This is a genomic window from Microbacterium sp. SGAir0570 (genome assembly GCF_005491085.2).
Taxonomy (GTDB): domain Bacteria; phylum Actinomycetota; class Actinomycetes; order Actinomycetales; family Microbacteriaceae; genus Microbacterium; species Microbacterium arborescens.
In genome coordinates this window covers 800913-813879 of sequence record NZ_CP027929.1, presented here as the reverse complement: position 1 = coordinate 813879, position 12967 = coordinate 800913, and the positions used below count along the sequence as shown (strand labels likewise).

Annotated in this window: 9 protein-coding genes; 3 read left to right on the top strand and 6 right to left on the bottom strand. The window is 71.9% G+C overall.

Translation table 11 applies throughout. The annotated features are described in order from the left end of the window. Position 1 precedes the first annotated feature (1 nt). Positions 2 to 3520: a bifunctional RecB family nuclease/DEAD/DEAH box helicase gene (locus tag C1N74_RS03730; RefSeq protein ID WP_137749997.1), complete on the bottom strand. Its 3519-nt coding sequence runs from the start codon at positions 3518 to 3520 to the stop codon at positions 2 to 4. Positions 3521 to 3590: 70 nt separating this feature from the next. Here C1N74_RS03730 and C1N74_RS03725 point away from each other — a divergent pair, with 70 nt between their 5' ends. Next, positions 3591 to 5660 (top strand): NAD(+) synthase, encoded by a 2070-nt coding sequence (locus tag C1N74_RS03725; protein ID WP_137749996.1) that lies wholly within the window; start codon positions 3591 to 3593, stop codon positions 5658 to 5660. Positions 5661 to 5685: 25 nt separating this feature from the next. Here the strand turns inward: C1N74_RS03725 and C1N74_RS03720 are convergent, their stop codons facing one another. Further along, entirely contained in the window at positions 5686 to 6267 is a 582-nt protein-coding gene (locus C1N74_RS03720; RefSeq protein ID WP_094262243.1) for a hypothetical protein, read from the bottom strand. 143 nt (positions 6268 to 6410) lie between these two features. Between C1N74_RS03720 and C1N74_RS16595 the strand changes: the two genes are divergently transcribed. Next, positions 6411 to 6542, top strand: coding sequence for a hypothetical protein (locus tag C1N74_RS16595; RefSeq protein ID WP_023952243.1), 132 nt, complete (start codon positions 6411 to 6413; stop codon positions 6540 to 6542). Continuing rightward, entirely contained in the window at positions 6539 to 7105 is a 567-nt protein-coding gene (locus C1N74_RS03715; protein WP_258318000.1) for a nucleoside phosphorylase, read from the top strand. Before C1N74_RS16595 ends, C1N74_RS03715 begins: the two co-directional genes overlap by 4 nt. Here C1N74_RS03715 and C1N74_RS03710 read toward each other — a convergent pair. The 4 genes from C1N74_RS03710 to C1N74_RS03695 form a co-directional block, all read right to left on the bottom strand. Beyond that, positions 7093 to 7275, bottom strand: a complete 183-nt coding sequence (locus C1N74_RS03710; RefSeq protein WP_023952247.1) for a hypothetical protein — start codon at positions 7273 to 7275, stop codon at positions 7093 to 7095. The two genes, C1N74_RS03715 and C1N74_RS03710, sit on opposite strands and share 13 nt — an antisense overlap. A 9-nt stretch (positions 7276 to 7284) precedes the next feature. Then, positions 7285 to 10290, bottom strand: coding sequence for an AAA family ATPase (locus C1N74_RS03705; protein WP_137749995.1), 3006 nt, complete (start codon positions 10288 to 10290; stop codon positions 7285 to 7287). Further along, on the bottom strand, positions 10287 to 11435 hold the full coding sequence (locus C1N74_RS03700) for an exonuclease SbcCD subunit D C-terminal domain-containing protein (protein WP_071918457.1): 1149 nt from the start codon (positions 11433 to 11435) through the stop codon (positions 10287 to 10289). Before C1N74_RS03700 ends, C1N74_RS03705 begins: the two co-directional genes overlap by 4 nt. A 62-nt stretch (positions 11436 to 11497) precedes the next feature. Next, a complete protein-coding gene (locus tag C1N74_RS03695) occupies positions 11498 to 12958 on the bottom strand; it encodes an MFS transporter (RefSeq protein WP_023952253.1) in 1461 nt (486 codons plus the stop codon). Between the last annotated feature and the right edge of the window lie 9 nt (positions 12959 to 12967).

Sequence of the window (12967 nt, the reverse complement as noted above, 5' to 3'; positions counted from 1 at the left end):
TTCAGACCGCCCCGACGAGGCGAGCGAACGCGCTCATCCGCGCGACCCCCTCGGGCGTGCGCGGCAGATCGTCGAGGATGCCGGTGCCGTAGACGATGTACGCCGTGTGCTGCGCCCGTGAGACGGCGACGTTGAGGCGATTCTGCAGCAGCAGGAACTCCAGCCCTCGCGGTGCATCGCGTCCCGAGGATGCCGCGAGCGACACGATCGCCACGGCGGCCTCCTGGCCCTGGAAGCGGTCGACCGTTCCCACCGGCACCTGGGTGTAGCCCGCTGCGGCGAGCGCTTCTTCTACGAGCACCTGCTGGGCGTTGTAGGGGGTGACCACGATGATGTCGCGCTGGTCGAGCGGACGCGGCGCGGCCGTCGGATCGGGCAGCCACGTGCGGCCGAGGAGATCGGCGACCAGGCGCACGACGACCTCCGCCTCCTCGGGCGAGGCGGTCGCATTGCGCCGATGCGCGACCGGTACGGGCACGACGCCCGGAGCTACGCCCTCGAGCACCCGGTCCGCGGTCGAGACGTGCGCGGCGAGACGTCCGTCGTAGGCCAGCACCGAGACCGGCTCGGCGACCTCCGGCCGCATGCGCCGGGTCTCGGCCAGGAAGAACCCGCGGTCGGCGGGAACGACGTGAGCGCCGTCCATGATCCAGCCGAGAGCGGATGTGTCGACCGGCTCGGGGTGTGTGCCCTGGCTGACCTGCGGCAGCTGCTGCGGGTCGCCCAGCAGGAGGAGCCGTGATGCCGCGACGGACACCGCGATCGTCGAGGCGAGCGAGAACTGACCCGCCTCGTCGATCACGAGCAGGTCGAGGCTGCCGCGCGGGATGCGGCCCGCGTGAGTGAGATCCCACGCGGTGCCGCCGATGACGTAGCCGTCGGGACGTGTCGCGGTGAATTCGGCGACGCCGTTCTTCGGGATGACGGTGAAGGCCTCGTCACCGCTCGCCTCGCCCTTCACCGCCTTGGCGATCTTCTCGCGGGGCACGCCCGCCGCCGCGATGCGATCGAGCATGTTCTCGACGACGGCGTGCGACTGCGCGACGACACCGACGCGGAATCCGCGCTCGCCGACCAGACGCGCGACGACGTGCGACCCCACATAGGTCTTGCCCGTTCCGGGAGGGCCCTGGACGGCGAGATAGCTGCGATCGAGGTCGAGGATGGCGCGTGAGATGTCCGCGACGGGGTCGGACCCGTCGCCCGGTAAACCGCCGGAGAACGTTCGCGGCGGGCGGCGCAGCAGCAGGTCGGTTGCGGGATCGGCTGGAAGCTCGGGCGCGGTATGGATCACCCCGTCTGCCCACGCGTCGATCGCCGCCTGCTGGCTGCCCGCGGGCGGCGGCGCCGCGGGGGTCAGCGCGATCGGCAGCTCGGACCACATGTGAGCCCCCGCGGCGAGCTCCTCGATGATCGCGCCGTCATCGAGCACCTCGACGACCCGAACGCGCCGGTCGGCGTGGATGAAGCGCGGCCGCGGTTCGGTCGGGAACGGCGCGGGCGACTCGTAGATCGCGAAGGGCGACGAATCGACGCTCAGCCGCGTGCCCGGCGCGACCTCGCCGCGAAGCTCGAGGATGCGCCGGTCGGTCCGGGCACCCTCGGGGCGATGCCAGTCCTCGAGCACCCGGCTGCGCTCCGACGCGACGGCGACGACGTCACGGGTGTCTTCCCACATCGAGAGCGGTTCGCGCAGACGGAGGAAGTGCGTGGCCCAGAACGACTTCGCCTCGCGCGGGTAGTAGTCGATCGCCGCTGCCCCGAGCCGGAGCGCAACGGCTGCCGGAGCCTCCGCACCGGCGGGGTCGTCGGTGGCAGCGGCATCCGCGAGCCGTGAGAGCGCCGTCGCCCGCGGCGACGGCTCGTAAGCGCGCTCTTCGGGCTCGACGTCGGCCGACGGACGGAGCTGCGCCTCGCGCGCCCGGTCGACGAGCCAGTCGCGCAGCCGCCGCGTCGACACGCAGTCGTAGCGGTTGTAGTCGGCGAGGTCGGCGAGGATCGCGGCGGCGCCGTCGGCGTCACCCGCCTCGGCGAGCGCACGCGCCTCGACGTACCGGACGATCGAGTCGTCGCCCTTCTGGACGTCGCTCGTGCGGACCTCGGCGCCCATGTAGAGCGGCTCAAGCTTCTTGATCGAGTACGAGCGCGAGCCCACCCGAAGCGCCCGGCGGACGATCGGGTACAGGTCGACGAAGACACCGTCGCGCAGCAGTCGGTCGACCTCCGCTTCGCCGACGCCGTAGCGCGCGGCCATCGCGAGGAGATGCGTCGGCTCGTACGGCGCGTAGTGATAGATGTGCATCGCGGGGTGGGCGGCCCGCTGCACGGCGACGAACTCGAGGAAGGTCTGGAACGCCGCCTTCTCCTCGTCGAACGTGTGGGCCCACAGCGCGGAGTACTGCTCGCGCAGGTCGACCCACCCGAACAGGTAGTCGATGCCCCAGTGGCGACCCGCGCCCTCGGTGTAGAGCGGGTCTCCCTCGAAATCGAAGAACAGGTCGCCGAGGTCTGGCCGGGGAAGCGCGCCGAGTGCCCGCGGGAAGACGACCTCATAGGTCGGCAGGGGCGCAGCGCTCGGGCCGTCCTCGGTATCACCCTGGAGCGTGGCCGTGACGCCGCCCGCGGGACTCTCGAGCTGCAGCCGCGCCTGGGTGCGGAGCCCCGTGAACGTGTCCCACGACATCCGGCCCGGCGCCTCGCGCGCTGCCGCGAGCTCGTCGATCGTGGTGACGCCGGAGGCCCGCAGCCGCTCGCGCTGGATCGGCCGCATCCCGGCGACGAGCAGCAGGTCGCGCGCAGCGACGACCTCGAGGTCGCACGTCGCGCAGCGTCCGCAGGCCGCGATCCGCAGATCTCCGCGGTCGTCGCCCCACGCGATGGCATCCCGCGCCGCACCTGCGGCGACATCACGATCGGCGATGAGGGAGCGCAGGCGCTCGCGGCGCAGGGCGAACACGGGCGCGATGTCGGCCCGGGCATGCCGCGACACCGTGCCGTCGCCGAGCAGCAGCTCGACGTGATCGGCCACGCGCGCACCCTCGCGATCGAGCTGGACGGCATACGCTTCGAGCTGCATCAGCGCGGTGACCCGGGCGTGACGGGCGAGCTTGGTGTCCTGCACGACCCACCGGTCGTCCTCGTCGCGCAGCAAAAAGTCGGCGAACCCGACGAAGTCGGTATCGGCGAACGCGGCCTGGTAGATCACCCGCGCATCCGATGCGAGAGCCTCGCGCGTGAGCGCGACCGCCCGCGCCAGGCCCGCGGCATCCGATGACCGCGTCTCGGGGATCTCGGTGACACGATCACCGAACTCGGCGCGGTACGCCGCGAGCTGACGTTCTTCGTGCCGGTCGCCCAGACGGCCGGCCCGTTCGAGCGTCGGGTCGTCGGGCTCGTCGACGGCGGCGACGCGTCCGAGCTTGGCGTCGATCGCGCGCAGCCACGCAAACTCGCACTCGGCCGCGGCCTTGAGGTCGCTCGCGCTCCAGACGATCCGGCCTTCGTCCTCGATGTATCGCATGATCCCCTTCCGTTCAATGACCCTAACCGCGGGGTGCGACACCGCCGACGCCGGTGCCAGACTGAGGAGGGTGAACGAGTCGCTCCCCTTCGCCAGCGCGTACGCCCACGGCTTCGCGCGGATCGCCGCCTGCACCATTCCGGTGTCCATCGCCGATCCCGCCGCCAACGCCGAAGCCGTCATCGCCGAGGCGCACGCGTGCGACGCCGACTCCGTCGCGGTCGCGGTGTTCCCCGAGCTGTGCCTCACCGGCTACGCGATCGACGACCTCGTCCTGCAGGACGCGGTCCTGGATGCCGTCGACGCGGCGATCGAGCGCATCGTCGCGGCATCCGTCGATCTCATGCCGGTGCTGGTGGTCGGTGCCCCGCTCCGCCACCGCAGCCGCCTGTACAACTGCGCCGTCGTCATCCATCGCGGCGAGATCCTCGGTGTCGCCCCCAAGGCCCACCTGCCCACCTACCGCGAGTTCTACGAGCGCCGCTGGTACGCCGCCGGCGAGGAGTGGGACGGCGAGGGCATCCGCATCGGCTCGCGCGAGACCGTGTTCGGAACGAACCTCCTCTTCGACGTCCGCGACGTCCCGGGCCTCGTCCTGCACGCCGAGGTGTGCGAGGACATGTGGGTTCCGGTGCCGCCCTCGTCGCGCGCGGCTCTCGCAGGGGCGACGGTGCTCGTCAACCTGTCGGGCTCCCCCATCACGATCGGCCGGGCCGACGACCGCCGCACGCTCGTGCAGTCGCAGTCGCTGCGATGCCTCGCCGTCTACGCCTACGCGGCGGCAGGTCTCGGCGAATCGACCAACGACGTCTCGTGGGACGGCCAGACCATGATCTACGAGGGCGGCTCGCTCCTCGCCGAGACCGAGCGCTTCCCCGACGGGCCGCGCCGCAGCGTGGCCGACGTCGACCTCGACCGGGTGCGCCAGGACCGGTACCGCCAGGGCACGTTCGACGACAATCGCCGCACGACGGCGACCGACTTCCTCACCGTCGAGACGTTCCTGCACCCGCCCGCCGAGGACATCGGGCTGCGGCGCACGCTCGACCGCTTCCCGTTCGTGCCGGACGACCCGGCGCGCCTCGACCAGGACTGCTACGAGGCGTTCAACATCCAGGTCTCCGGCCTCGAGCAGCGGATGCGGGCCATCGGCGGGCCCCGCCCCGTGATCGGCGTGTCCGGCGGGCTCGACTCCACTCATGCCCTGCTCGTCGTCGCCCGCGCGATGGACCGCATGGGCCGGCCGCGCAGCGACATCCTCGCCTACACGATGCCCGGCTTCGCGACGAGCGACCACACGAAGTCCAATGCCGTCGCGCTCGCCGAGGCGATCGGCGCGACGATCGAGACGATCGACATCCGCCCCGCCGCGAACGAGCTCCTGCGCGGTATCGGACACCCCTACGCCTCCGGCGAGCCCGTGTACGACGTGACGTTCGAGAACGTCCAGGCCGGTGTGCGGACCGACTTCCTGTTCCGGCTCGCCAACCGCCTGAACGGCATCGTCATCGGCACCTCCGACCTCTCCGAGCTCGCGCTCGGCTGGGCCACCTACGGCGTCGGCGACCACATGAGCCACTACGCCGTGAACGTCGGTGTGCCCAAGACGCTCATGCAGCACCTCATCCGCTGGGTGATCGCGCACCGGGAGGGGACGGGAACCGACCTGACCGACGAGGCCGTGGCGGTACTGCAGTCGGTTCTCGACACCGAGATCAGCCCCGAGCTCGTGCCCGCGGGCGAAGACGGCAAGGTGCAGTCCACGGAGTCGACGATCGGCCCCTACGCCCTCCACGACTTCGCGCTGCACCATGTCCTGCGCTACGGGTTCCGCCCGTCGAAGATCGCCTTCCTCGCCCAGCACGCCTGGTCGGATGCCGACGCCGGCGACTGGCCGGTCGGCTTCCCGCGCGACAGCCGCTACGCGTACGACCTCGCCGAGATCACGCACTGGCTGCAGGTGTTCATCAAGCGGTTCTTCGGCTTCGCGCAGTTCAAGCGCAGCGCGATCCCCAACGGCCCCAAGGTGGCCGCGGCGGGGTCGCTGTCGCCCCGGGGCGATTGGCGTGCACCGTCGGACGGCAACCCCGAGGCGTGGCTCGCGGAGCTCCGGCGGGCGCTGCCCGACCTCGTCGACTGACGCGTCGGCGACCCGGACGGCCCGGTCAGGCGGTCGGCAGAGTGCCGTAGGCGAGGGTGATGAGCCACCCGTCGCGCGAAATGTCGACGAGGGTGTACTTCATCTTGCGGTCGGGAATCCAGCCGCGGTGCCGGCCCGGGTCGAGCCGGACCTGCTCCGGCGCGACACGGACACCGCGGCCGTCGGCCTCCAGCACCGCCTGCACGTGAACCCAGTGGTCGACGAGGTCGAGGGTGTCGGCCCCGGCGAAGAGCCGGGAGTGCTTGCGCATCCGGGCGAGGTCGGCGGGTTCGGGATGCGCGTCGCGGATGTCGATGCCGACCGGCAGCCCCGGATCGCTGACCGCGACGACCGTCGCCGCACGGAAGCTCGCCGTCGTGATCGCCAGCGGCACCTCGACGCCGTCGCGCGATGCGATGAGGCGCGTGTGATAGCCGAAGCCGCGAGGAGCCTCACGTTCGATGCGGACATCCTTCTCGTCGCAGCCGAGAGCCTGAGCGACGAGCTCACGCGCGATCATCCGCCGCCGGTGGTGCACCGTGATGGCGGGATCCCACCCGAGCCGTGCGGTGATCCCCGCGGGCGTATCGAGAAGTACCGTCTTCATTCCGTCGCTCCCGCCTCTGGATGGTCTGACCTCAGGTCGAGTCTAGCGACCGCACGTGCTCGCACCAGGGCGGGCGACCGGGTCAATCCGGTTCCCGGGCCGCCCGCGCGATCCGCCGACGCGACCTCGCTTAGGCTGGCGGGATGAGCCTCGACAACGGCGACGACAAGCGGCCGTCCTCCGCCCGCATCGCGATCTGGGTCGTGGTGGGCGGCATCGGCGCCTACCTGCTGATCTCCGGCATCCTCGGCATCCTCGCCCGGGGCGGTGCGTGACCGTGCGACGGCTCTTGGTCGTCGCGCACCGCGATGAGCTGATCGGGTTCCCCACCGACATCCCGGGGTTCGACATCCTGCTCACGGGCCCCGGCAAGCTGCTCGCCGCACATGAGCTGACCCGCGCGCTCGACCGCACCACGTACGACGAGATCGTGGTCGTCGGAACCGCGGGAGCGGTGGCCGGCGCTCTCGGCCCCGGCATCTACGAGGTCGGCGACGCCGTCCAGCACGACGTGTTCGACCTGGCGGGGGTTCGCGGCCGGCATCTGTCGATGCCCGAGCGCGTCGAAGCCGGCGGTGCCGGGGTGCGCATCGCGACGGGCGACGTCTTCGTCGACGACGCCGAGGCGGTCGCCCTGATCCAGTCGCTGGGCGCGCAACTGGTCGACATGGAGACCTACGTCTACATCTGGGTCGCCCAGCGCTTCGGCATCCCCATCCGGGTGCTCAAAGCGGTGTCGGACGACGCCCAGGACGGCGCGACAACCGGGTGGGACGACGCCGTCGCGGCGTGCAGTCGCGCCCTGTACGAGCGGATCCGGGCCGACTACGGCGTCTGATCACTGCTGCGCGCGAACAGCCGACGCAGCAGCAGGAACACGACGAGGGCGACGACCGCGACGAGCCCGAGCTTGACCGCGAACACGGCCAGGCGCAGCACGATGTCGACGATCACCCACGCCACGAAGATCGCGGCGATCACTCCGACGACGGTCCAGAAAGTCCTCACGGCGCCAGCCTAGTCGCGCTCACTGAGCGCCTCCTGTCGAATGATGCTCGGGCCCTCACGCGTCGCCTCGACGACGATCTGCGCGGCGAGCTGCTCCTTCATGCCCTCGACGTGGCTGATGACGCCGACGGTGCGGCCGCCCGCGCGCAGCTCGTCGAGGGTGCGCATCGCGAGCTCGAGGGTCTCGGGATCGAGCGACCCGAATCCCTCGTCGACGAAGAGCGTGTCGAGGCGGATGCCGCCGGCACGACCCGTGACGACCTCGGCGAGACCGAGCGCGAGGGCGAGGGAGGCGAGGAAGGTCTCTCCTCCCGACAGCGACTGCGGCGAGCGGAGGCGGCCGGTGTGCGCGTCGAGCACCTCGAGACCGAGGCCGGAGGCTGCACCACGAGCCTGCAGCGCATCGCTGTGGTGGAGGGTGTACCGGCCCGACGACATGTCGCGCAGCCGCAGGTTGGCGGCGGCGACGATCTCTTCGAGTTCGGCGGCGAGCACGAAGGTCTCGAGATCCATCTTGCGGGTGTTGGGCGCACGGCCGGCGACGGTGTCGGCGAGCCGGGTCACGGTCGCCGTCCGCTCGGCGAGACCGGACACCGCGACGAACGCGTCGTCGATGCGCCGGAGGAGATCGCTCATCGTCTCGGCGGCGTTGACGGCGTCGCGGTGCGCGGCGATCGCCTCGCTGCGGGCGCGGTCTCCGGCGGCGACCGCTTCGGCCGCAGCGTCGAGATCGGGCCGCTCGTCGGGCAGCCCCGCGGCGGCGAGCTCGAGCTCGAGCAGGCGGGCGCGCGTGGCCGCGACGTCGGCGGCGTGCTCGGCGACGCGCCGCGTGAGGGAGGTCCGCTCGGATTCGGGGAGCAGCGCCTCGCGCACCTCGCCGACGTCGGCGAACACCGATGCCTCGATGCGCTGCGCGCGGTCGTTCGCGGCACCGGCCGCGGTCGCCTCGCTGTGGGCGAGCGCCCGCCGGCCCTCGATCACCGCTCGCGCGAGGTCGCGCCGCTCGGTCGCCGCCGCGATGCGCTCGGCGACCGTCGCGAACGGCCCCCGTGCGTCGGCCACGTCGCGCTCCAGGCGGGCGAGGGTCGTGGTGGCCACGGCGGAGCGCTCGCGCGCATCGGCCAGCGCGGCCGACAGGCGCGAGCGCTCCTCGGCCGCCTCGGCGTCGAGACGGTCGAGCACGTCGCGCTTCTCGGTCAGGTCGGCGACACGCTCTGCGGCGCGTTCGGCGGATGTCAGCTCGTCCCGGGCCTGAGCGAGCATGCCTGCGAGCTCATCGCTCCCGCGACCGCCCGCACGTGCCGTCGCAGCGGCGTGGTCCGCGCGCAGCAGCGCGGCGCGCTCTCCCGCGCCGCGCGCCTCGGCCGCGGCGGCATCGCGCGCCGACTCCGCGTCGGCCAGATCGTCGTCCGTCACACCGTCGGGCGCCGGGGGCGCGGGATGCGGGTGCTCGAGCGCCCCGCAGACCGGGCAGGCCGCGCCGTCGGCCAGTTCGGCGGCGAGTTCTCCCGCCCGACCGGCCACTCGTCGCCGCAGCAGGTCGGTGACGGCGGCAGCCGCCCCCTCCGCGGCATCACTCGTGCGCAGATAGGCTTCCTCGGCCTCGCGGAGCTCACCCGCGAGGCGTTCCGCCTCACCGGCCGCCTCGGCCTGAGCAGCGAGTTCGCCGACCCGGACACGCTGCTCGTCGCCGCGCGCCGCCGCGAGGGTCGCCGCCGCGAGCTCGGTCGAGAGCCGTTCGCGCTCCGCGGGCAGGAGCGCGTGCTGTGCGTCGAGCAGCGTCGCCTGCTCCTCGAGGAGGGCGATCTCGCCCGCGGTCGCGTCTCGATCCGCGAGGGCGTGCGTCAGCTCGTGCTCGCGCTCGAGCGCGTCCGTCCAGCGGGCGATGTCGCCTGTGAGGGCCTCGACGAGAGCGGCGATGTCGTCGTCGACGCGTCCGCCCGCCTCCGTCCAGCGCCTCTCGGCGCGCCCCACCGCGATGCGGGCCTCCCCCGCCGCTTCGTCGGACCGGTCGGCCTGCTCGAGCGTCGCGCGGAGCGCTTCGGCGGCACGCGCACGCTCGAGTCGGCGTTCACCCGCAGCCACCTCGTCGGCGACCGCGTCGAGGTCGTCCAGGCGCCGGCGCGCTGCGGCGAGATCGTCGAGCACCCGCACCCGCTCGACGAGCTCGGCATAGGTCGCCGCGAGAGCGGTCTGCCGCGACTCCGCCTGCTGGCGGAGCTCGTCGGCCTGTTCCACGCGGTAATCGGCCCGACGGCGTGCTCGTTCGACGACATCGCGTCGGCCGGCGAGGTCGAGCGGCGCCGCCCCGTCCGTCGCCCCGTCATCGCCGATGGCGCCGCTCTGCTGCGTCATGGCCGCTTCGGCGAGCTCGAGAAGCGTACGCACCTGATCGCCCGCGGCGTCGAGCTCGCGCTGCGCGGAGCGCCGACGCTCCTCGAGATCGTCCTTGTACTGCTCGAAGCGCTTCGTGCCGAACAGCGTGCGCAGCAGCTGCTGCCGCTCATCGTTTCGAGCGAGGAGGAATCGTGAGAACTTGTTCTGCGCCAGCAGGATCACCTGCTGGAACTGCTGCGCGTTCAGGCCCAGCACCTCGTCGAGCAGCAGCGCGACCTCGCGGGGTTTCGCAGCCCGGCCCACCCACTCGCCGTCGACGTCCTGCTCGAGCTCGGCGCGCGCGATCTCGGTCGTGAGCTTGTCGCCGCGCTTCGCGGGCCGCTCGTACTCCGGCGCTCGGGTCACGCGCCAGCGCTGCCCGCCGACGGTGAACTCCAGCCGCACCTCGGTGGGGTCGCCCAGGAAGCTGTGGTCGCTGCGGAGACGCCGTTCGCCGTTGTCGTAACGCGGCACCGAGCCGTAGAGCGCGAAGCTCACCCCGTCGAGGATGCTCGACTTGCCCGCGCCGGTGCGGCCCGAGATGAGGAAGACGCCGTCGCGATCGAAGGCGTCGAAGTCGACGGTCTGCTTCTCGCGGAACGGACCGAAGCCGGTCAGCTCCAGGCGATGCAGCTTCACGCCATCGCCTCCACGCGGATCCGCTCGTCGAGGACGTCGGCCAACAGCTCGCGCTCGCGCTCGTCGGCACCGGCCCCCTCGCGGACGTGCACGAGGAACGCTTCGACGAGCTCGGCGTCGCTGCGCGCGGCGCGCACGCGGTCGACGTAGGTGCGCGCGTCGCTCGGCGCGGCATCCGCCGGTACGTGCACGACCTTCGCGCAGAACGGGAAGCGTTCTTGCAGACGGCGCATCGGATCGCGCTCGGGCAGGGTGTCGGTGTACTCGACGCAGACCCACGCATCAGCGTGCTGCTCGTGAGCGGGATCGGCCAGAACGTCGGCGAGGGGGCCGCGCAGGGTGACGACCCGACGCGGAACCGGCAGCTCGAGCCACCGAGCGTCGACGAAGCCGTCGGCGTCGAGCTCGACGAGCCACGAACCCCGGGGCTTGTCGCCCTCGCCGAAGCTGTAGTGCAGCGGCGCGCCCGCGTAGCGCACGGCGGGGGCCAGCTGCTGGCGACCGTGGATGTGCCCCAGAGCCATGTAGTCGACACCCGCGAATGCCGCCAGCGGCACGACGTCGAGGCCGCCCTGCTGGATGTCCCGCTCGAGGTGCGGCGTCGGTTCGACACCCGCGGCGAAGCAGTGGGCGATCGCGACCGACCGCCCGCCGCGCACCGCCAGGTCGTCGCGCACGAGCCCCATCGCGCGATCGATCACGGCTGCCTGCGACCGGGCCTCGGGCCACAGGTGTCGCAGCAGCGCCGGCTCGAGATACGGGATGCCGTAGAAGTGCACCGGCCCGTCGGCATCCGCGATCGTGATCGGAGTGCCCACCGCGGCCGGGTCGGTGAGGACGTGGATGCCCTCGCGCAGCAGCCCCGCCTGGAACCCGAGGCGGGCGGCGGAATCGTGGTTGCCGCTCGTGACGATGACGCGAGCACCGGCGTCGGCGATGCCGCGGAGGGTGTCGGAGAGGAGGGCGTAGCACCCCGCCGCCGGTGCGGCCGAGTCGAAGACATCGCCGGCCACGACGACGACGTCGACCTCGTGCTCGCGGACCTGCGCGGTGAGCTCCTCGAGCACGCCCCGCAGCGCGTCGAGCGTCGAATGACCGTGGAAGGTCCGCCCGATGTGCCAGTCGGAGGTGTGGAGGATCCGCATGCCGACCAGGGTAGGAGGAGGGTCGGACATCGCGGCGATGCCCCGCGGGGAAGCCGCCAGACTCAGGCCCGCGCCGCCCGCCGTCGGGACGCGAGGTCGGCGACGCCCAGCACGAGGGCGAGCGCGAGGAACAGGCCGACCGAGACCATCCCGAGGGCGTAGGCATCGTGATAGACGTCGATCCGCGGCGTCGATCCACCACCGAGGCGGTACACCGTCGAGTAGAACAGCGACAGTGCGACGGCCGTTCCGACGGCGGTGCCGATGCGCTGCACGAGCTGCCCCACGGAGCCGGCCAGACCGCCTTGCTTCACCGGGATGTCGGCGAGGGTGAGGGTCTGGTTCGGCGAGATGACGAGACCGCCGCCGAAGCCGCCGACCGTCAGCACGCCCGCCATCGCGAACTCGACGATCCCGGCCGGCACGAAGTATGCGACGAGAGCGAGCGCGACGACCGCCGCGAGCATGATGACCAGTCCCCCGACCACCAGGGGGCGACCGACGCGCGTCACGATGCGACCGCCGACGTACGAGGCGCCCGCACTGGCGATGGCGAAGCCGATCGACACCATCCCCGCGAACACCGGTTCGAGGCCCACTCCGAGCTGCAGGAAGAGTGTCGTGAGCAGGAACATGGCGGGGAGCGCCATGAAGTACACCGCCTGGATGAGCGTGCCGTTTCGATACGACGAGATGGCGAAGAGCTCGAGCGGGATCAGCGGATGCTTGCCGGATGCCGCGTAGCGTCGCTCCCACCACACGAACATCGCGGCGAAGACCCCGAAGGCCACGAGCGACCACCACCGCTGCGGATCGTCGCCCTGCGCGCCCGTCGTGAGGAGGAACGGGGCCATGAAGGCGATCACGACGAGCGCGAACAGCAGCAGGCCCACCGGGTCGAGCTGCAGGCGGGCCGGCCGCGACTCGCGGGTCCTCGGGAGCAGCCAGATCACACCGGCGAGAACGGCGATCGTCAGCGGGACGTTCATCCAGAAGATGTAGCGCCAGCCGTCCTCGGCCCCGCCCAGCGCGATCATGAGACCACCGAGCGTCGGGCCGAACGCCGTCGAGATGCCGATCGTGGCGCCGAACAGCCCGAAGGCCTTCCCGCGCTCGGCCCCCTGGAACATCTCCTGGGCGAGACCGATGACCTGGGGCATCTGGATGCCGGCCGCCACGCCCTGCACGAGCCGGGCGGCCAGGAGCACCCCCGTATCCGGCGCGAGCGCGCAGACGACGCTCGTGGCGGCGAAGAGCGAGAGCCCGATGACGAACAGCGCCCGTCGCGAGCGCTGATCGCCGATGCGTCCGGCCGGTACGAGGGTCAGCCCGAACGTGAGCACGTAGCCCGACACGATGAGCTGCAGCTCCGTCGAGCCCGCGCCGAAAGCCTTCTCGATCGAGGGCAGCGCGACGTTGACCTTTGTCAGGTCCAGGATCGTCAGCGCCGCAACGGCGACGCAGACCCAGAAGGCCCGCCACCGCTGGTGCACCGACAGCGGGATGCTCGCCGTGTCACTCATCGTAGGTCA

What these genes read in the sequence shown, in the direction of transcription:
- C1N74_RS03730 (WP_137749997.1), bottom strand. Translation starts at nt 3,520, where the DNA reads ATGCGATACATCGAGGACGAAGGCCGGATCGTCTGGAGCGCGAGCGAC.
- C1N74_RS03720 (WP_094262243.1), bottom strand. Translation starts at nt 6,267, where the DNA reads ATGAAGACGGTACTTCTCGATACGCCCGCGGGGATCACCGCACGGCTC.
- C1N74_RS16595 (WP_023952243.1), top strand. Translation starts at nt 6,411, where the DNA reads ATGAGCCTCGACAACGGCGACGACAAGCGGCCGTCCTCCGCCCGCATC.
- C1N74_RS03700 (WP_071918457.1), bottom strand. Translation starts at nt 11,435, where the DNA reads ATGCGGATCCTCCACACCTCCGACTGGCACATCGGGCGGACCTTCCAC.
- C1N74_RS03695 (WP_023952253.1), bottom strand. Translation starts at nt 12,958, where the DNA reads ATGAGTGACACGGCGAGCATCCCGCTGTCGGTGCACCAGCGGTGGCGG.